The sequence below is a fragment of the Paenibacillus amylolyticus genome (assembly GCF_050990605.1).
GTDB classification, from domain to species: Bacteria; Bacillota; Bacilli; order Paenibacillales; family Paenibacillaceae; genus Paenibacillus; species Paenibacillus amylolyticus_H.
On record NZ_CP158832.1, the window covers coordinates 5,776,719 to 5,797,102 of the forward strand.

At 47.7% G+C, this 20,384-nt stretch carries 16 protein-coding genes; 2 read left to right on the forward strand and 14 right to left on the reverse strand.

Annotated elements, in window-relative coordinates:
* Positions 1-30: 30 nt before the first annotated feature.
* The gene (locus tag ABTV53_RS25420) at positions 31-759 is read right to left on the reverse strand and encodes a polymer-forming cytoskeletal protein (protein WP_433747741.1); all 729 of its coding nucleotides are present in this window, start codon (positions 757-759) and stop codon (positions 31-33) included.
* A 14-nt stretch (positions 760-773) separates the two neighbouring features.
* Complete coding sequence (locus ABTV53_RS25425) at positions 774-1,397, reverse strand: YhbD family protein (RefSeq protein ID WP_433747744.1); 624 nt, start codon at positions 1,395-1,397, stop codon at positions 774-776.
* A gap of 307 nt (positions 1,398-1,704) precedes the next feature.
* Between ABTV53_RS25425 and ABTV53_RS25430 the strand changes: the two genes are divergently transcribed.
* Positions 1,705-2,493 (forward strand): alpha/beta hydrolase, encoded by a 789-nt coding sequence (locus ABTV53_RS25430; RefSeq protein WP_433747747.1) that lies wholly within the window; start codon positions 1,705-1,707, stop codon positions 2,491-2,493.
* Positions 2,494-2,686: 193 nt separating this feature from the next.
* Here ABTV53_RS25430 and argH read toward each other — a convergent pair whose 3' ends face one another.
* From argH to argC, 8 genes are all read right to left on the reverse strand, one after another.
* Positions 2,687-4,090, reverse strand: a complete 1,404-nt coding sequence (gene argH, locus ABTV53_RS25435; RefSeq protein ID WP_433754343.1) for an argininosuccinate lyase — start codon at positions 4,088-4,090, stop codon at positions 2,687-2,689.
* Between the two features lie 106 nt (positions 4,091-4,196).
* Positions 4,197-5,432, reverse strand: coding sequence for an argininosuccinate synthase (locus ABTV53_RS25440; RefSeq protein WP_017692004.1), 1,236 nt, complete (start codon positions 5,430-5,432; stop codon positions 4,197-4,199).
* Between the two features lie 157 nt (positions 5,433-5,589).
* On the reverse strand, positions 5,590-6,555 hold the full coding sequence (gene argF / locus ABTV53_RS25445) for an ornithine carbamoyltransferase (RefSeq protein WP_433747749.1): 966 nt from the start codon (positions 6,553-6,555) through the stop codon (positions 5,590-5,592).
* A 199-nt stretch (positions 6,556-6,754) separates the two neighbouring features.
* Complete coding sequence (locus ABTV53_RS25450; RefSeq protein WP_433747751.1) at positions 6,755-8,008, reverse strand: aspartate aminotransferase family protein; 1,254 nt, start codon at positions 8,006-8,008, stop codon at positions 6,755-6,757.
* Positions 8,009-8,380: 372 nt separating this feature from the next.
* Positions 8,381-9,220 carry an acetylglutamate kinase gene (gene argB / locus ABTV53_RS25455; RefSeq protein WP_433747754.1) on the reverse strand — a complete coding sequence of 280 codons (840 nt, stop codon included), beginning with the start codon at positions 9,218-9,220 and terminating at the stop codon, positions 8,381-8,383.
* Between the two features lie 43 nt (positions 9,221-9,263).
* Positions 9,264-9,446 carry a hypothetical protein gene (locus ABTV53_RS25460; protein WP_421895666.1) on the reverse strand — a complete coding sequence of 61 codons (183 nt, stop codon included), beginning with the start codon at positions 9,444-9,446 and terminating at the stop codon, positions 9,264-9,266.
* Positions 9,447-9,538: 92 nt separating this feature from the next.
* Entirely contained in the window at positions 9,539-10,777 is a 1,239-nt protein-coding gene (gene argJ / locus ABTV53_RS25465; protein WP_433747757.1) for a bifunctional glutamate N-acetyltransferase/amino-acid acetyltransferase ArgJ, read from the reverse strand.
* Positions 10,778-10,910: 133 nt separating this feature from the next.
* Positions 10,911-11,960 (reverse strand): N-acetyl-gamma-glutamyl-phosphate reductase, encoded by a 1,050-nt coding sequence (gene argC, locus ABTV53_RS25470; protein WP_433747759.1) that lies wholly within the window; start codon positions 11,958-11,960, stop codon positions 10,911-10,913.
* A 329-nt stretch (positions 11,961-12,289) separates the two neighbouring features.
* On the opposite strand from argC, the gene cls reads away from it, so the two are divergent.
* Positions 12,290-13,738: a cardiolipin synthase gene (cls, locus tag ABTV53_RS25475; RefSeq protein ID WP_421895675.1), complete on the forward strand. Its 1,449-nt coding sequence runs from the start codon at positions 12,290-12,292 to the stop codon at positions 13,736-13,738.
* A gap of 243 nt (positions 13,739-13,981) precedes the next feature.
* Here the strand turns inward: cls and ABTV53_RS25480 are convergent, their stop codons facing one another.
* From ABTV53_RS25480 to hpf, 4 genes are all read right to left on the reverse strand, one after another.
* On the reverse strand, positions 13,982-14,890 hold the full coding sequence (locus ABTV53_RS25480; RefSeq protein WP_433747762.1) for a YitT family protein: 909 nt from the start codon (positions 14,888-14,890) through the stop codon (positions 13,982-13,984).
* 140 nt (positions 14,891-15,030) lie between these two features.
* Positions 15,031-16,144, reverse strand: a protein-coding gene (gene prfB / locus ABTV53_RS25485; protein ID WP_124116498.1) for a peptide chain release factor 2 whose coding sequence is annotated in 2 segments (ribosomal slippage) — positions 15,031-16,071 and positions 16,073-16,144 — 1,113 coding nt in all. Because the reading frame shifts where the segments join, the coding sequence is not laid out codon by codon here.
* Positions 16,145-16,430: 286 nt separating this feature from the next.
* Positions 16,431-18,935 (reverse strand): preprotein translocase subunit SecA, encoded by a 2,505-nt coding sequence (gene secA / locus ABTV53_RS25490; protein WP_433747765.1) that lies wholly within the window; start codon positions 18,933-18,935, stop codon positions 16,431-16,433.
* Between the two features lie 792 nt (positions 18,936-19,727).
* Positions 19,728-20,291 (reverse strand): ribosome hibernation-promoting factor, HPF/YfiA family, encoded by a 564-nt coding sequence (gene hpf, locus ABTV53_RS25495; RefSeq protein ID WP_124116500.1) that lies wholly within the window; start codon positions 20,289-20,291, stop codon positions 19,728-19,730.
* Between the last annotated feature and the right edge of the window lie 93 nt (positions 20,292-20,384).

Consider the following 20,384-nt stretch of genomic DNA (forward strand, 5'->3'; position numbering starts at 1 on the left):
CATCCCATCCCTTTCTCTCCAAATCAAACTTTAAATTCGCTGACTGCTGCCCACCTTGGCATCCTGATCAACCTCGAGTTCACCTGAGTACTCGATCAGCCTGATGTTACAGCCACGACCGATATGAATGTTGCTTCCCCGCACAATATCAGCTTCGGTATCTTCCAGCACGATCTCATCGCCCTCAATTAAGGATGTTTTAAATGAAGGAGTCCCGCCCAGGCCAATACTTTTCCAAAATCCATTCTGTTGCTCCTTGCGACGAATATCGATACGCTCTCCGCCAATCTCTTTAGCCGAAGAAGAGGTGTGAAGCCTGATCTCCACAGTTCCCGCATTCAGTAAGCCGCTGATCTTGATATTGCCCTGTACATTCAGGGACTCACATTGCACATCGCCTTCAATATCGATTACACCGCCAATATCCATTCGTTCCCCATCCACTCTTCCGCGTACGGTACACTTCCCGTTCACTTCAATCTCTGGGCTATGGAGATCTCCGTTAATTGTCGTCATGCCATCCACACGAACACGAGAACTGGTCAAAGGGCCATTCAACGTGCACATGCCGTTAATCGTTGCACTCTCGGAGTTCAAAGCGCCGTGCATCTTCAATGTTCCATTCACTTCCATAGAGGTGCAGTCCAGGTTGCCGTTCACCTTAGCCATGCCATCAATAGATACACGGTGAAAATTCCCGCCTGCCGTTTGACTTATGCCTGCCACATTGAGATCATTCCGCTTATTCCGCTCTTCCATAGATGATCCTCTCCCTATCCCAATTTGAGTTTTAATTCTTCCATAAATGTTCCCATCGACTGCCTAAGAACCACTTTCACACCATTGTCAAAATAAAACTCCGTTCCTGCTGCAATCAGCATGAATGAAGGAACACCCATCTTGCGAATAAGCACGAGCTCGCTGGGTTTGCCTGTGAAACGATAATAATGTTCGGACATCACTTCGATCAGCAACGCACCCTCTTGCCGCGTAATATCTCCGCTCATTAACAGCTTATCAAGGACGTAGATCATCATAATCTGCTCCAAAGCATACAGCGATTGTTCTCGACCTGCCTCTTTCAACAGATCCAGCGAGATTTGTGAAACAATGTTTCGCTCTAGCAGTTGTTGTGCAGACATCTCCACGTCACCCAACGTAGGTGAGAACACGTCCGCCAGCTCATCCAGCGATAATCCGTCTTTCATATTGAGAATCTTGTCAATGCGCAGTAAAATCTGTTGTTTGGGAAAAAAGGTCTCTTGTCCGGTGTAGGACGACTTCCGAATAAACCACTCTTCCGGAATGAGATTTTTCCGTTTCCAGCGGTATAGCTGGCCGTATGAGATTCCTGTCAGGTCCAGCAATTCTTTTTTGGAGATCAAATCATCCGTCATATAGGGGCCCCCTTTATATTGAAATGAGTGTAACATAACATTGTTACGTTGTAAACTGAGTAGCAAAATAGTTGATCATTCCTCCAATAAACCATTCCACTCCTGTGAGTTAATTTGTTGAACAACATATGATTCGGGCATACTCATGCAAGGTTTCCTAGAGTGGATCTTGTTATTGCATTGGATGGGCATAACGTATAACCTGTTAAATATAGGCACTTAAAAGCCATTAGGGATTCTAACTCCCATCTATCTCTTTAGTCAGGACAATCGGTCAATCAAAATATGAAAGGGGTTTCTTTTACTCATGGCACTTATTAAATGTGATTTTTACTCGGATACACTTGGATTGAGCACCAGCATGCATGTCATTCTGCCGCAACAAACCCACAATCAGATCGGTATGGAGAATGTAACCGGTAAAGGACTTCATCCAACCCTGTACCTCTTGCACGGTCTGTCTGATGATGATTCCATCTGGCTGCGCCGGACTTCCATTGAACGTTATGTCGCCAACCTCGGGATCGCTGTTGTTATGCCACAGGTACATCGCAGCTTCTATACGGATATGGTGGAAGGAGGAAAGTACTGGACGTTTATCAGCGAGGAACTGCCAACACTCGCTCGCTCTTTCTTCCCCCTGTCGCATCAACGCGAGGATAACTATGTCGCCGGTTTATCCATGGGTGGATATGGTGCATTTAAGCTGGCCCTTCGCAAACCGGATCAATACGCGGCAGCTGCAAGTTTGTCCGGAGCACTCGATATGTCTGCTCATATGGATAGAAACGCATCCTCAGCATTACAGCAGACGGAGTTACAGCGGATTTTCGGACCCGATGTGACAGGTACAAAGAACGATCTGATCCATCTGTTAAAAGAAAATCAATCTGGCGAAAGCCCGCGACCTCTGCTCTACCAATGTTGCGGAACGGAAGATTTCCTGTATGAGGATAATCAAACGTTCCGTAAAGCCTGTGAACAAACCAACTTCGAGTTGACGTACGAGGAAGGGCCTGGTGAACATGAATGGGGCTACTGGGATACCAAGATCCAGGATGTATTGAAATGGTTGCCTTTGCCCAAGCGCGATTAGTAGGGCATTAATGGCCCCTTCAGACAATAAAGACGGTATTACGCTGACATAACAATCTTCCGTTGCTATGGAGTTGGAATGATCTTCATCACCTTGCTGTAAAACACAAAAAGCAGGCCGTTGAGAACAAAGTTCTCTGGCCTGCTTCTTTATTGTACTGTCGTATCTGTACGATACTATCGTAACCTTGGTATTAACCGCGGTTTGTAATCCATTGCTCGGTGATCTCCAGTACCTTCTCACTGCGTGCAATGGCTTCAGCAACTTGACCCGAGGCTGTTCCACCGTACACATTACGAGCGTTCACTACTGCTTCCGGTTGCAACACATCATAGATCCGGTCATCGAACAGTGGTGAGAACTGCTTGAATTCATCAATCGTCAGATCCAGCAAATACTTGCTGTTCTGGATGCAGTACAGCACCGTTTTACCAATCACTTCATGCGCCTGACGGAAAGGTAAACCTTCGCCCACGAGGAAGTCGGCAATATCCGTAGCGTTGGAGAAATCCTGGTTGACCGCTTGACGCATACGATCCTTGTTCACTGTCATTGTTGCTATCATTGGAGCGAACAGTTGCAATGCACCTTCCAGCGTGGCTACAGTATCAAACATACCTTCTTTGTCTTCCTGCATGTCTTTGTTGTATGCCAGTGGAAGAGATTTCAATACTGTCAGCAAACCAATCAGGTTGCCGTACACACGTCCTGTTTTACCACGAACGAGTTCAGGAACGTCCGGGTTTTTCTTCTGAGGCATAATACTGCTGCCTGTGCAGAACGCATCGTCCAGTTCAACGAATCCAAACTCCGTGCTGCTCCACAATACCAACTCTTCACTCAGACGGGACAAGTGAGTCATGATGAGGGAAGCGGCTGCCAGGAACTCAACGATGAAGTCACGGTCGCTTACTGCGTCCAGACTGTTCTCGTACACACCATCGAAGCCCAGTTGTTCCGCCACAAAATGACGGTCAATCGGGAATGTTGTGCCTGCGAGCGCACCTGCACCCAATGGCAGGATGTTAATGCGTTTGTAGCTGTCCATCAGACGCTCCGCATCCCGTTGGAACATGGATACATACGCCATCAGGTGATGTGCGAACAAAATGGGCTGTGCCCGTTGAAGATGCGTATAACCCGGAACGATGGTATCGAGGTTATCTTTGGCTTGTCCAATCAGGGCTTCCTGCAAGGAATGCAGCATGCCTACAAAGCCAACTACCCGCTCGCGCAGGTATAGGTGCATATCCGTTGCAACCTGGTCGTTTCGGCTACGGCCTGTATGTAGTTTACCGCCTACAGGGCCAATCGTCTCGATCAGGTTTTTCTCGATGTTCATGTGGATATCTTCATCCGATACGGAGAATTCCACTTCGCCCGCACGGATTTTGTGCAGAACGGTGATTAGACCTTCTTTGATGGTCTCTACATCTTCCGCCGGAAGAATTCCACATTTGCCCAGCATCGTCACATGGGCCAGACTGCCCTGAATGTCTTCCTCAGCCAAAGCTTTGTCAAAATTGATCGATGCCGTATATTCCTCAACCAAATGATTGGTTTGTTTTGTAAAACGTCCTCCCCACAGCTTGCTCACAGTGAGTACTCCCCTTTCGCTCATGGACAAAGCCGCCCCTGCCAGATGTGCAAGAACGGCCCGCCTTGTCAGTTATATTGGTGTAGCTCTAGTATGCAGGTTGAACTTAGTTTTTGTTTTGCTCCACACCGGAGTTCACTTTCAGACGCAGTGCATTCAGACGGATAAAGCCTGTTGCATCGCCTTGATCGTAAGCTTGCGTTGGATCAGCTTCCATCGTTGCGATGTCCGGGTTGTAGAGGCTGACAGGACTTTTCACGCCAGCGCCGATGATGTTGCCTTTGTACAGTTTCACACGAACCGTACCTGTTACGTTCTTCTGGCTTTCCGTCACCAGCGCTTGCAATGCAAGACGCTCTGGTGCGAACCAGAAACCGTTGTATACCAAGGTGCTGTAACGTGTGATCAGGCTGTCACGCAGGTTCATCACTTCACGGTCCATCGTGATGGATTCCATTTTGCGATGTGCGGTGAACAAGATGGTTCCACCTGGTGTCTCGTACACCCCACGGCTCTTCATACCCACAAATCGATTCTCAACCATATCTACACGACCAATACCATGTTTGCCACCCAGCTCGTTCAGTTGCTCCATCACTTGCAGCGGGCTCAGACGCTCACCGTTCAGTGCAACACAATCGCCTTGTTCGAATTCCAGTTCAACATATTCTGCTTGATCTGGTGCATCTTCAGGTGCACTGCTGAGCAGGAACATGTCTTTGTTCTCGTCCGCGCTTGGATCGAACCAAGGATCTTCGAGCACACCGCTCTCATAGCTGATATGCAGCAGGTTGCGGTCTGTCGAGTACGGTTTAGCCGCAGATGCGGTTACCGGAATGCCATGTTTCTCAGCATAAGCGATCATCTCGGCACGTCCCGGGAACTGGTTACGGAATTCTTCCAGACGCCAAGGTGCAATGACGTTAATGTCTGGTGTCAGCGCAGCCGCGTTCAGCTCAAAGCGAACTTGGTCATTTCCTTTACCCGTAGCGCCGTGAGCGATGGCTGTAGCACCTTCTGCACGAGCGATATCGACCATGCGTTTAGCGATTAGTGGACGAGCGATACTTGTACCCAGCAGGTATTGTCCTTCATAAAGGGCACCTGCCTGGAACATTGGATAGATGAAATCTTTGGCGAATTCATCACGCAGATCGTCGATGTATACTTTGGAAGCGCCTGTTGCCAGTGCTTTTTCCTCCAAGCCATCCAGTTCGTCCTTTTGTCCGATATCCGCTGTGAAAGCGATAATCTCTGCATCATACGTTTCTTTCAACCATTTCAAAATTACAGATGTGTCCAACCCGCCTGAATACGCGAGTACAATTTTTTCCTTAGCCATGTGTGATGGTCCTCCCCAAGATCAGTTAAGTTAAACAGAGCCTTCATACACTGAATCCTACGAGCTTCTTATTTAATTAACTTTTTAAAGTACATTATAGATGAATCTATCATCGCGAAATCTGAGCCTAAAATCAACCCATAAAGGCAAACAGCCTCTATTCGCTCATTAACGCAGCCATTAATGCCTTCTGTGCATGCAAGCGATTCTCCGCCTGATCAAAGATCAGGGAGTTCGGTCCGTCAATTACACCGGCACTCACTTCTTCGCCGCGGTGTGCTGGCAGACAGTGCAGGAACATGTAGTCCGGCTTTGCGCCTTTCATCAGTTCCTCGTCCACTTGATATGCCGCAAATGCCTGCTCCCGAATCTTCTGCTCTTCTTCAAAGCCCATGCTTGCCCATACATCCGTGTACACGATATCTGCATCTTTGGCTGCTTCTTGTGCACTGTAGGTTACAGTCACTTCAGAACCGCTCTCCTGTGCGATAATGCGTGCCTGTTCCACAACTCCACGATCCGGCTCATAGCCTTCTGGCGTTGCTACAGCAACGTGCATCCCCATTTTCGCTGCTCCGAGCATCAGGGAGTGTGCCATGTTGTTGCCATCTCCGATGTAAGCTATTTTCAGACCTGCAAGCTTGCCTTTATGCTCCAGCACCGTTTGGAAGTCGGCCAGTACCTGACAAGGATGCGCTGCATCGCTCAGTCCGTTAATAACCGGAACATCTGCATGCTCTGCCAGTTCAGTTACATTATGGTGTCCAAAGGTACGGATCATGATGCCGTCCAGGTAGCGGGACAATACTTTGGCTGTATCATGTGTTGTTTCCCCGCGACCCAGCTGGATATCATTTTTGCTCAGAAAGAGCGCATGTCCGCCCAATTGGAACATGCCCACTTCAAAGGATACACGTGTACGTGTAGATGATTTTTCAAAAATAAGGCCGATCGTTTTACCTTTCAACGGTTGAAAAGGTACACCGCTTTTCTGTTTGCCTTTAATCTCAATTGCGAGATCAAGCAGATAACGAATTTCCTCTGCTGTGTAGTCCGTGAATTCGATAAAATCCCGGCCTCTCAGATCAATCTTCTGAATCTTTTCCGTCTGTTGTGCTGTCATGTATAATGTCCTCCTTATTTCCGGTTCCCTGCACCCGCATGGGCAGAAGAGAGAGCAACGTTGACACTTTGGCTCGGTGCTTCTCAAGTTTATGCATGTCCACCTTCTGCAAGTTCACCACGCGGCTACAGGGATTCATCATCTCATTCTGCTTCGAGGCCGGTAAGGGCCCCGAGACAGAAAGGTTCTCATTTTTATGTTAGGCTTTCGCCGCTACGTGCTCTTCGATCAATGTGCCTACAAGCGATACCGCCTCGTCAATCTCTTCTTTGCTCACATACAGGTTCGGAAGCAAACGAATCACATTCGGTCCTGCAGAGACGAACAAGATCCCGCGTTTTTGCCCAGCAAGCACAATATCACCTACCGGCTCAGCACATTCAATACCAACTAACAATCCCAAACCACGAACTTCTTTCACAAAGGAATTGTCCACCAAACGATCCCGCAGGGAACTCATCAGGTATTCACCCATTTCCGCTGCACGCTCTGGCAAACGATCTTCCAGCATCGTTTCGATGGTTGCAATCACAACGGATGAAGCAAGTGGTGTTCCGCCAAATGTCGTCGCATGACTACCTGGCGTGAACGCATCCCGCAGGAAGCCTTTACCCAACATCGCGCCTACAGGGAAACCACTACCGATACCTTTAGCGACAGTAAACACATCTGGTTCAATGCCATAATGTTCGTGCGCGAACAGTTTGCCTGTACGTCCCATTCCAGTCTGCACTTCATCCACAATGAGTAACAATCCATGCTCGTCACACAGTTTCCGTACATGCTTGACGAATTCCGGTTCAACCGGATATACACCGCCCTCGGCCTGAACCATCTCCAGCATAATTGCTGCCGTCTTAGGTCCAATTGCCGCTTCAAGTGCAGGGATGTCATGCAAAGGTACAGTTACAAATCCGGCTGGCAAGGGCAAAAATCCCTCTTTCACCTTATCCTGTCCGGTTGCTGTAAGTGTTGCGAGTGTCCGTCCATGGAAGGACTGGGCAAAGGTGATCACTTCATAGCGATCTGTACCTTTCACCTTCTGGTGATAACGACGGGCCACTTTAATAGCTGCTTCGTTCGCTTCGGCACCACTGTTACAGAAGAAAACGGCATCAGCGCACGTATTGGCTGTGAGCAATGCTGCAGCTTTCTCCTGGCCCGGAATCTGGAACAGGTTGGATACATGCCACAGCTCATCAATCTGAGCTTTCAGCTTGGCTGCGACTTTCTCCGGTGCATGGCCCAGGCTGGTTACAGCGAGTCCGCACATGAAATCGAGATAACGGTTACCCTGATCATCCCACAGCCAGCTGCCTTTACCTTTGACCAGACTGATTGGATAACGTGCATACGTCGGGAAAAGTGAGCTTTCCGTCTGTGCCGCTGCACCTGTTGCTGCTGCGCCCGCTACCGCTGTGCCAGAACCTGGCTGTTCGTTGCCTTTTGCCATGACCATATCACTCCTTATTGATTGGTGCAACGGCAATCATATAAGAGTCCTGATTTACACTAGACCACTCCGATTGCAGAACCATTTTTTGAACGTTTGCATACTCCACTTCGATGACAGAACAACCTTCCGATCGCTGTTATCCCTGGATTTTTTTTATTCCCCTTCAATGGGGAAAATCCTGTGATAAAGGCGCACGCTCCGCTTATTCAGGTTATTTCTGTCCTCTCCGTTATGCAATTTTATTCTTCAGATTGGTTCTGCACCCTACGTTATTATGTGTGTAAAATTAGATTTCTTATATAAAAAAAGCCGTGCACATATTTTTTTATTTAATATAAGACTATTAAAACCCTAGCGCACTGAGAATAATTATTGCATACGGATAATTTTTGTTCCGATGACTTCTCCGCCGAGCACTCGGCTCAGGATCTGGGGTTCGCTGCCATCTACGATGATGACCTCACGTACTTGACCATGGATACATGCGATAGCTGCACGCACTTTGGGAATCATGCCGCCATAGATTTCTCCGGTCTGGATCATGTCCTCAATCTCCTGTACAGATACGGATGGCAGTACTTTTTTCTCGCCGCCTACGTTCTTCATGATGCCAGGAACGTCAGTCACGACAATCATCCGATTCACGCCGAGATGAGACGCCACTGCACCCGCAGCTGTATCTGCGTTGATGTTGTAGCGTTGTCCGGTTGCATCCACACCAACTGGCGCGATAACCGGCATGTAACCCATGTTCACGATGCCTTGGATAATCTCTGCATTCACACCAGTGACATCGCCTACCCAACCGATCTCCGCGTGGTTTGTAACAGGTTTGGCCTGAATCAGGCCACCGTCCACACCTGACAAGCCTAGTGCACGACCTCCCACACGCTGAATCAAACGCACGATCTGCTTGTTGATACTTCCAGCGAGCACCATCTCCACCACGTCCAGCACAGGTTCAGTTGTCTTGCGCAGGCCATTAACGAACTCGGTTTCGATACCAAGCTTCGCCAGGTTATCCGAGATCGCAGGACCTCCACCATGCACGATCACTGGCTGCGTACCCTGAGATTGCAAATCACGCAGATCCGCAAAGAAGGACTCTGGCAATGCCGCCAGTGTACTGCCTCCACATTTCATGACAAACATCTGTTTCTCTGTGCTCGCTTCCGTTGCGGTACTTTCGTTTGGCATTGTTGAATTCATGGGGCAAGCTCCTATCGTTCAAATATTCTAAAACGCTTAACACTTAATTGATGCGATATTCGGTGGCTGACCGTTTCGAATCCGGATCGTTCTTTTGATCGCTGTTGTCTCCAGGTTTTTTGATTCCCTTTTTAAAGGGGAAACCCGGAGACAAAGGCGAACGCTTCGCTTCTACAGAATCGATTCCGTCTTCTGCACTGCCTTCGCCAGTTATCTCAAAGACCAAATAAAGTTCAATCCTTATATAGATTTTCTATATATTTACGAAACAGCTCCTCATAGGGAAGCTGTTAGCTTCAATAGAATAAATACAAAATATCACGTACGGTATGCGGCGTTAATTCGGACGTAGTCATACGTCAGGTCACAGCCCCAGGCTGTTGCTGTTCCTTCGCCGTGATGCAGATCCACCACAATGCGCACCGTATCCGTCTGCAAATAGGCCAATGCTGCTTCTTCGTCGAAAACGACTGGACGAGATTGTTCGAGTACCGAGATCTCTCCCAAACGAATATTTACCGTATCCGGGTTCACCGGCTGTCCTGCACGTCCTACGGCTGCAATAATCCGTCCCCAGTTGGCGTCCGCTCCAAACATGGCGGATTTCACCAGACTGGACCCGATGACCGTTTTGGCAATTACTTGCGCGGATTCATCACTTACCGCACCTGTAACTTCTACCTCAACCAGTTTGGTTGCTCCTTCACCATCGCGAGCAATGGCTTTGGCCAGCACTTGACATACATAGGTGAAACCGGCTGCAAAAGCGTCCCAATCCGGGTGCTCTGTTGTCAGCTCTTCATTGCCTGCATATCCACTGGACATGGCTACCAGCATGTCGTTTGTACTTGTATCCCCATCGACGGTAATCATGTTAAATGTGTGATTGGTTGCCTGGCGCAGCAGGCGCTGCAACGCTTCTGCACCAATGACCGCGTCAGAGGTCATGAAAGCGAGCATCGTCGCCATATTCGGATGAATCATACCCGAGCCTTTGGCGGCTCCCGCAATCGTAACCGTCTTGCCGTTAACCATAACGGAGACGCAGGCTTCCTTTTTCACCAAATCCGTTGTCAGAATCGCTTGTGAAAATTGTTCCGCCTCATTCGACTCCTTGCCCATATGCGCCGGAAGGCCGGTAATGCCTGAATGCACAGCATCCATTTTGAGCAATTCCCCAATGACACCTGTGGAAGCCACCGCCACGTCCTCTTCTGCCACACCCAACTCACGCGCAGCAGCCGAACGCATCGCATACGCATCTTCTTCACCTTGTTGCCCTGTGCATGCATTCGCATTACCACTATTAACGATAACAGCCTGGAGTCGTCCGTTGTTCAAGCTTTCGCGCGTTACTTTGAGTGGCGCTGCCTGAAACACATTCGTTGTATACACAGCAGCAGCTGTAGCCGGTACATCACATCGGATCGCTCCGATGTCATTACGAGAAGTTTTTTTCAATCCGCAGTGAAGTCCACCAGCAGTGAATCCCCCAGGGGTTACAATTGTTCCGTTCTCAACCACGGTAAAGTTCTGTTGCTCCACATTCGTTCCCATATCATATCCCCCGTATGCGTTCAGCTATTTGCCGATGACCCGCCTGCTTAACCTGATCCGATCTCCCTAAGTGACTCCGAAAATGCACTTTACTTTTACATCGAATGTTCCAGTGCCTTTTGAATTCCAATCCTTATGGATATACCGGTGTCATGTTCAGCCCGAGGTTTTCCTCCCATCCCATCATCAGGTTCATATTTTGAATCGCTTGCCCGGATGCACCCTTCACCAGGTTGTCGATGACCGAAATAATCGTCAAACGCCCTGTGCGAGGATCCACCGCAAATCCGATATCACAATAGTTGGATCCGTACACTTCTTTCGTAGAAGGCCAGATGCCCGGTTCACGTACACGTACGAAAGGTTTGTTCTCATAATATTTGCGATACAACTCCACGATCTCCCGGTCGCTGTGTTCCCCAACGAGTTTTGCATACATCGTACTCATGATTCCACGTGTCATTGGCACCAGATGTGTGGTGAAGGTAACCGTAACAGGCGTTCCCGTTATGTTGCCAAGTACTTGTTCGATCTCGGGAATATGTTGGTGTTTGTTGAGTTTATAGGCTTTGAAATTCTCATTCATCTCTGCATAATGGTTGGTCAGACTTGTTCCGCGTCCTGCTCCGGATACACCTGATTTGGCATCAATAATAATAGTAGAAGGATCAATCCAGCCTGCCTCTACTGCAGGGATCAGTCCAAGAAGGGTAGCCGTTGGATAACAGCCCGGATTGGATATAAAATTCTGTCCCTTCACCTTCTCACCATACACCTCAGCCATGCCGTACACCGCTTGTTCCAGCAAATCAGCTGGAGGCGCCGGATGTTTGTACCACTCTTCGTACACTGTTCCATCCTTGAGTCTGAAATCGCCACTCAGATCGATGACCTTAAGCCCTGCTGCCAGCAGACTTGGTACGAGTTTTGCACTTACGCCGGACGGGGTCGCTGTGAATACCAGATCCGCACGACTCGCTATCTCAGCCGGATCTACGCCGTCGAGTGGCCTGTGAATCACGTCCGTCAAATGCGGAAATCCATCTGCGATGGACTCACCACTGCTCGATGATGAGATCACTGATGTGATTTCAACCTGCGGATGGTTCTGGAAAAAACGAATCAGTTCCACCCCGCCGTAGCCGGTGGAACCGACGATTGCTACTTTTAATTTGTTATTCACTCTCGCTCCCCCAATCTCGATGTATGCGCTACTTGTGCTATGCCCTTGCATGAATGAGGCCTGAACACAGCAATTCCGTCGCTTATATGCATATTTGTGTATTATTATACGACTCTGGTTATATAAATACAACACTCTATCATCAATTTCACATGGATTTCCATCCAATCCGAACATATCTTTTTAACATTCAGGACGAACAGGTATACTTCTGTTAAAATACGTATTAGTAGGAAACATTACAATCAGGGTCTCATTCATAACTAACCTGCTAATCAAGGACATATGAATAGATTCATGATGGTCATTATGAGACGTGGGGGACTATAGTGCATATCGAATCCATTTTACTTATTGTACTCCTGGGCCTGAATATTATTTTTGCGGCAGCAGTCGTTTTCTTCGAACGGAAGGATGCCAGCGCTTCCTGGGCTTGGCTGCTCGTCTTGAACTTTATTCCGGTGTTTGGGTTTGTACTTTATCTTTTAACCGGTCAGAATCTGACCCGATACCGGCTCTTTCAGTGGAAAGAACGCAAGAAGCTTGGGCTCGAGGAACGTATTGAAGCCCAACTCGCACAGTTGCATGATAACCGTACCCCCTTCCGCAACCAAGCAACCGAGAGTAGCCAAGACATGATCTATATGAACTTGAAACAGAATGGTGCCCTGCTGACAGAAGATAATGCGGTTGAGATCATTACGGACGGAACCGATAAATTCCAGCGGCTCTTGGACGACATCGAAGCGGCCAAGGATCACGTGCACGTGCAATACTACATTTATAGAGGCGATCGTCTGGGCAAAAGAATTCGGGATGCACTTATACGCAAAGCGCGGGAAGGCATCAAAGTTCGTTTGCTGTATGACGCGCTCGGATCACGGCGGGTATCGAAACGCTTTTTCAAAGAATTGCGCGAAGCAGGCGGATTGGTTGAAGTCTTTTTCCCCTCCAAATTCAGTCTGATCAACTTGCGTATGAACTACCGTAACCACCGTAAGATTGTCATCATTGATGGTAATCTAGGTTACACAGGCGGATTTAATGTTGGTGATGAGTATCTCGGCTTGAACTCGAAATTCGGTTACTGGCGCGACACACATCTGCGTATTCAGGGAAATGCTGTTCATGCATTGCAGACCCGTTTCCTCCTGGATTGGAATGAAGCGTCCAAGCAGCACGACACACCTTATGTTCCGGCACATTTCCCTCATATCGAGGGTACGGGCCACACTGCCATGCAGATTGTCTCTAGTGGACCAGATGCAGAGACTGAGCATATCAAGAACAGTTATCTGAAGATGATTAATGGGGCCAAACATTCGATTCTGATTCAAACGCCTTATTTTATCCCGGATGCCAGTGTGTTCGAAGCGATTCGTCTCGCGTGTCTGTCCGGCATTGATGTTCGCATCATGATTCCTAATAAACCCGACCATGCCTTCGTATATTGGGCTACGTTATCTTATATTGGTGAGTTGTTGAAGGTCGGCGCCAAAGTATTTATATATGATAATGGCTTCATTCATGCTAAAACACTTATCATTGACAGTTTGGTTGCATCCGTGGGAACCGCCAATATTGACTACCGCAGTTTCCGGTTGAACTTTGAGGTGAATGCCTTTATGTACGATGAAACGATTGCGACAGCACTTGTACAGACCTTTGAGCACGACCTGCATGTATCGCGCGAAATGACACTCGAGGAATACCAAAAACGCAGTCTGATTATCCGCTTCAAAGAAGCCATTTCCCGTCTGTTATCTCCGATTCTGTAGTGGTGGCAATACAAGAAAGAACCGCCTTCCGAAGTAGCTTTCTTTCAGAATGCTTTTAGGCGAATGCTCCACTTCTTCAGGATATTTCCGACCTCTCCGTTATGTGAAATGTTAAGTTGAACTTTTAATAAAAGAAAAGCAGGTACTCCCTCTTCGTTATCTCAGAGAAGGGTGTACCTGCTTTTTATTTTGAACTTTCAAACTTATGAGCCTGTATGGCTCACTCGCTATTTTCATACCCGTTCACACATGTTCTCCCCGCTTAAAGCCTTCGCCGAGCACTTCGTGCGCGTTACTGATAATGACAAAAGCTCCCGCGTCCACGGACCGGATCAACGCTTTGAGTCTTGGCACCTCATTTTGCCCAACCACTACCATCAATACTGTTCGTTGATCGTCGGTGTACCCCCCTTTGGCCTCCAGCTTCGTTAAGCCACGATCCAGGTCATCCAGAATTACTTTGCTGATCGCTTCCGTCTGGTTGGAGATAATATAAGCCACCTTGGAGAATCCGAGCCCCATCTCAACCGCATCGATCACTTTACCGGTAACATACAACCCAATCAGCGCATAGAGAGACTGCTCCAACGATAATACAAATGCAGCCATAATAATAACGGTGGCGTCCATAATTACAACACAGAGAGAGTAACTAAGCCCGCTGTATTTCTGCACGATTCTGGCCAGAATGCTCATGCCCCCTGTTGATCCTCGACCCCGATATACAATGCCGATTCCCAGACCCACGCCGATCCCGCCATACAGTGAACCAAGAAGTGGATTCGTTGTTGGAATGGCCCAATCCTTCGTCAGATAGACTAACAATGGCAGGACAATACTGCCGAGAACTGAACGGATACCATACTGTTTGCCAATGAGCAGAAACCCTGCAATCAGGAGTGGTATATTAATTGCCCACTGCGTATAGGCCGGCTCCCAATTGAGCCATTCCTTGCCCAGGATGGATAACCCGGACACCCCGCCGGAAGCGATCTGATTCGGTAATAGGAATAAATTAAAGGCTACTGCGATTAAAAATGAACCTATAATAATGGATAACGTATCCACGACGTTTCTCCAGGGCCCGTTTAGGGGAATGAGGCTGATTAACCCCTTTTTGCGTTTATTATGAAATTGTGATCGTTGTTGCATGTTCTCGTGCGCTCCTTTGTTATGACTGATCAGTTGTTCATTCATCTTCTCTGTATCTGTATCCTATTAAATAATTCAAAAAAAAGCTCCTGTACACACCAGCATACGCCTACACGTATGGGTCCATACAGGAACTTATATTAATCGGTTTCTACTTTAATCTGGCTGCGCAAATAACCATCGATGAATGCATCGAGGTCGCCGTCCATTACTGCTCCTGTATTTCCTGTCTCTACGCTTGTACGGTGATCCTTTACCATACTATAGGGATGGAACACATAGGAGCGAATCTGGCTACCCCACGAAATATCCGACTGATCTCCTCGGATTTCATCCAGCTGTTGTTTTTGCTCTTCAATTTTACGCTCATACAATTTCGAACGGAGCATCGTCATCGCTCGCTCACGGTTCTTAATCTGTGAACGTTCATTCTGACACGTTACAACTACACCTGTTGGAAGGTGAGTAATCCGTACGGCAGAGTCGGTGGTATTGATATGTTGTCCACCCGCGCCACTTGCCCGGTACGTATCGATCTTGAGGTCTTCTGTGCGAATGTCCAATTCAATCGTGTCATCAATCTCCGGTACCACATCACAGGATACAAAGGACGTATGTCTACGGCCTGATGAGTCAAAAGGAGAGATCCGCACCAGTCGGTGTACACCCTTCTCGGCTTTCAGATAACCATAAGCGTTATGTCCCTTAATCGACAATGTAACACTCTTAATCCCAGCCTCATCACCTGGCAGATAATCCAGTACCTCAACCTTGAAGCCACGCTTCTCGGACCAACGCGTGTACATCCGGAGCAGCATCTGTCCCCAGTCCTGGGACTCGGTTCCACCCGCACCCGGGTGAAGCTCCAGAATCGCATTCATCTTGTCATATGGTTGATTCAGCAGAAGCTGAAGTTCGAACTCTGCAACCTTATTCACGATCGCGGTAATACTGTTACCAATCTCGGTAGCAAGGTCTTCGTCGCCTTCTTCGTCGGCCAGTTCGATCATCATCACTGCGTCATCATAGTCCTGTTGGAGTTTGGTGTATTGATCCACAGATCCTTTCACCGCATTTAGCTCAGCGATTACGGATTGCGCCTTGTCACTATCGTCCCAGAAATCCGGGGCAGACATCTTCACTTCGAAGTTGCCAATCATCTCTTGCTTCAGATCTAAGTCAAAGAGACCCCCTAAGGTTTGTTAGTTTCTTGCCTATTTCACGCAGGTCATGCTTCACATTTGGATCGATCATGTGCAATTCCTCTTTTCATTAAGATAAGCTCCCCGCATCCAGGGTATTCCTCCAGATCAAGTATGCGATGCGTCAGCCGGGTGTTGAGACAACTGTTATTCCAGTATATCTCTTCTCCATGATCATGGTCATATGATTATAACTATGCACCATTCACCGGTTTTGCATCCTTCACTTCATCCTATGGAACACCCGGCTGCAAGGAGCCGTTCATGTCATGCTATATAAGTTGACCTAGTTAATGTTACACCTGTCACTCCGATTACAGTAGCATCTTCCGATCGCTCTACTCTTGGCCGTGGCAGTGTTTGAACTTCTTGCCACTACCGCATGGGCATGGATCGTTACGTCCGATTTGGTCGGAAACCTTCACTGGACGTTTCTCAGCAGGTTCACCGCTTGTCGAGATCTGACTTTCCTCCACAACCGCTTGACGCTCCTGATTGCTCTCGATCTGTGCTCTCATCACATAAGTCGCTACTTCTTCCTGAATCGAAGCGATCATCTGATGGAACATCTCGAAGCCTTCGAACTGGTACTCACGCAGTGGATCTGTACCGCCGTAAGCGCGAAGGTGGATACCTTGACGCAATTGATCCATAGCATCAATATGATCCATCCACTTGCTGTCTACTGCACGAAGCACAACCACTTTCTCGAACTCACGAACCATATCTTCGCCAATTCGCTCTTCACGTGCGTTGTACTTGTTCTGAACTTTCGTGAACAGGAATTCGATGATTTCTTCTGCTTCCTTACCCCACAGATCATCTTTTGTTATCGAACCATCATCCAGCAATTTGCTGTTCATGTAATCGGCAACTTCCTGCAGCTCCCAGTTTTCCGGAATATCGTCACCACAGTGAGCTTCAACGATACGTTCGATGGAAGGTTTGATCATATCCATAACGATCTGTTTGATGTTTTCGGACTCCAGTACCTCGCGGCGCTGTTTATATATAATTTCACGTTGCTGGTTCATGACATCATCATATTGGAGAACGACTTTACGCACGTCAAAGTTGTTACCTTCAACACGCTTCTGCGCCGATTCTACTGCACGGGTAATCATCCGGCTCTCGATCGGTTGGTCTTCTTCAAAACCAAGGCGCTCCATCATGTTCAGTACATTGTCTGCACCGAAACGTCTCATCAATTCATCACCCAGTGACAGGTAGAATTGTGTTGAACCCGGGTCACCTTGACGTCCTGCACGACCACGCAGCTGATTATCAATCCGGCGTGATTCGTGACGCTCTGTACCGATGATATGAAGGCCGCCTACTTCAGCTACACCTTCACCCAAGATAATATCTGTACCCCGTCCTGCCATGTTGGTAGCAATCGTTACTGCACCCGCTTGGCCAGCTCCTGAGATAATCTCTGCTTCTTCCGCGTGGTACTTGGCGTTCAGTACCTGGTGTTTTACACCACGGCGCTTAAGCATATCAGACAAGCGTTCAGAGTTCTCGATGGACACTGTACCTACCAGAACCGGCTGATTCTTGCTGTGGCGTTCCACGATTTCTTCTACCACCGCCTTGAACTTGCCATCGATGCTCTTGTACACGACATCTGCCATGTCATCCCGTTTGTTCGGACGGTTGGTTGGAATCTGCAATACTTCGAGACCGTAGATTTTTTTGAACTCTTCTTCCTCGGTTTTCGCTGTACCCGTCATACCCGCAAGTTTACGGTACATCCGGAAATAGTTTTGGAAGGTAATTGTAGCAAGCGTCATGCTCTCGTTTTGTACTTCAATGCCTTCTTTGGCTTCAATCGCCTGGTGCAATCCATCACTGTAACGACGTCCAGACATCAGACGACCTGTGAATTCATCAACGATCATAACTTCTTCATCACTGACCACATAATCCACGTCACGACGCATGATTGCATTTGCTTTCAAGCCCTGTACAATGTGATGGTTGAGCGTTACGTTGGCATGATCATACAAGTTCTCGATCCCAAATGCTTTCTCTGCTTTGGCCACGCCCGCCTCAGTCAACGCTACGGATTTCACCTTGATGTCTACCGTAAAGTCTTCCTCTGGCACCAGACGTTTCACAAAGCGATCTGCTGCATAGTACATATCCGTTGATTTCTGAGCTTGTCCGGAGATAATGAGTGGCGTACGCGCCTCATCGACCAGGATGGAGTCCACCTCATCAATGATACAGAAGAACAATGGACGTTGAACCATTTGCTCTTTGTACAGGACCATGTTGTCACGCAGATAGTCAAAACCAAACTCGTTGTTCGTTCCGTACGTAATATCACATGCATATGCATGCTGTTTCAAAGCATGGTCCATACCGCTCAGGTTAACCCCTACCGTCATGCCCATGAATTCGTAGATTTGTCCCATTTCCTGGCTATCCCGTTGTGCCAAATAGTCATTGACCGTGACCACGTGAACACCTTTGGACATCAACGCGTTCAGATATACCGGAAGTGTTCCTACCAGCGTTTTACCTTCACCCGTTTTCATCTCGGAAATACGGCCTTCATGCAGAGCGATCCCACCCAGCATCTGTACATCGTAGTGACGTTTGCCCAGTACACGGCGTGATGCCTCACGTACAGTTGCAAATGCCTCTGGAAGAAGCTCATCTGTTGTTTCTCCCTTTTCAATACGAGCACGGTATTCGTCCGTTTTACCTTTCAGTTGTTCATCAGACAACGCCTGAAATTGTGGTTCCAGTTTATTGATCACATCGACCGTCTTCATCAGACGTTTAACATCACGTTCATTCATGTCGCCGAAGATCTTTTTGACAAGTCCTAGCATGGTATACCCCTTTCGTGCAAAACAGAATAGACCCCCTGTTGCCGCCACGCGACACCATCGGATGGATGTTGCTCCACTTGCCCGGGGGTGACAAACATTATAAAAAGTAATATGGATGAATCAACTCCAGGCTTGCCAAGGGTTCCTCATGAAGCTGATTCGGTGTTCAGACGGATTCGATTATTAAAAACTAGCCGAAGCCCGCGCTTTGCGAATCATGTTCATGGTGCTGTGCCTGTCATTGATTATGATTAGCGATCATTCGTTGACAATTCCTCATCAGGACAATGATTCTCTTTGCATAAATTGTAACAGTTTGTAAGGGCCGCCGCAACACGCCACGGCACACTTCTTTGAACTTCTGAGACATATCAGATGGAGTTTAAGTGCAAAAAATCATAGTCGTTAGTGGAAGCGTTCCATTGCCATGTTTCACTTTGCAGGATAGACTGCCCTGTCAACGAATTTTGATGGTAAATTTGGATGATAATCTCAATATCCAGTTCTCGAATGTAGGTGTACAAATATTTTCGTAACCATCGGAATCTGGAGATAAAATTGTACCGATTGTGATTCTTCATACTATCTATTAGACGCAGCAGCATAGGGAATAGTTTCACCACTTTATTTCCAAAGGTGATTTCCCAGCTCCTCTACGCACAAAAGAGCCCCATCTCCTAAGGGATGGAAGCTCTTGTTAAGTCTAATCCAGGAAACTACAGTTCCTGTGTTCATTATTAAAATTTAGATATTCTTATTCAATTCCGATCCGGTGATCCCGTAAGTTTAAGATTAACCTTGTTCGATCAATCCGTACTTACCATCGTTCCGTTTGTAAACCACGCTAACTTCTTCACTGTCAATGTTGGAGAATACGAAGAAATTGTGACCAACCATGTTCATTTGGAGGATGGCCTCTTCCACGTCCATTGGTTTCAACATAAAGCGTTTCGTCCGTACAACTTCCAAATCATCTTCATCCGTGTCCGCATCCAGTTCAGCTGTAGCCACAGTACCTGTTGGATCTTCAACGAAGAGTGTTTTCAGGCTACCTTCCTGGCGGAACTTACGGTTAATTTTTGTTTTGTGTTTGCGGATCTGACGTTCCAGCTTGTCTACCACGGAGTCAATGGATGCGTACATATCGTCGCTCTCATCCTCAGCGCGGAGCACAATGCCTTTCAAAGGGATCGTCACCTCTACCGTATGCAAACCTCTCGTCGTGCTCAATGTAACAGCACCGTCAGAGTTAAGGGGTGCATCGAAATACTTCTCGAGTCTACTCAACTTTTTGTCGACATAATCCTTCAAAGCATCAGTAACCTCGATTTGTTGACCTCGAATACTTAAATTCATAGGGCACTCCTCCTTTTTCCTTTGCAACTTCATTATAACACGAATGTAAGCGCCATGTAAAAACTCCCGGTGACCGAATAATGACATCTGTTC

Excerpts from the sequence above, each read along its gene's own strand:
- ABTV53_RS25440 (WP_017692004.1), bottom strand. The coding sequence starts at position 5,432 with ATGGCTAAGGAAAAAATTGTACTCGCGTATTCAGGCGGGTTGGACACA.
- ABTV53_RS25420 (WP_433747741.1), bottom strand. The coding sequence starts at position 759 with ATGGAAGAGCGGAATAAGCGGAATGATCTCAATGTGGCAGGCATAAGT.
- ABTV53_RS25430 (WP_433747747.1), top strand. The coding sequence starts at position 1,705 with ATGGCACTTATTAAATGTGATTTTTACTCGGATACACTTGGATTGAGC.
- secA (WP_433747765.1), bottom strand. The coding sequence starts at position 18,935 with ATGCTAGGACTTGTCAAAAAGATCTTCGGCGACATGAATGAACGTGAT.
- argF (WP_433747749.1), bottom strand. The coding sequence starts at position 6,555 with ATGACAGCACAACAGACGGAAAAGATTCAGAAGATTGATCTGAGAGGC.
- hpf (WP_124116500.1), bottom strand. The coding sequence starts at position 20,291 with ATGAATTTAAGTATTCGAGGTCAACAAATCGAGGTTACTGATGCTTTG.
- argB (WP_433747754.1), bottom strand. The coding sequence starts at position 9,220 with ATGAATTCAACAATGCCAAACGAAAGTACCGCAACGGAAGCGAGCACA.
- ABTV53_RS25480 (WP_433747762.1), bottom strand. The coding sequence starts at position 14,890 with ATGCAACAACGATCACAATTTCATAATAAACGCAAAAAGGGGTTAATC.
- ABTV53_RS25425 (WP_433747744.1), bottom strand. The coding sequence starts at position 1,397 with ATGACGGATGATTTGATCTCCAAAAAAGAATTGCTGGACCTGACAGGA.
- ABTV53_RS25450 (WP_433747751.1), bottom strand. The coding sequence starts at position 8,008 with ATGGCAAAAGGCAACGAACAGCCAGGTTCTGGCACAGCGGTAGCGGGC.
- argJ (WP_433747757.1), bottom strand. The coding sequence starts at position 10,777 with ATGGGAACGAATGTGGAGCAACAGAACTTTACCGTGGTTGAGAACGGA.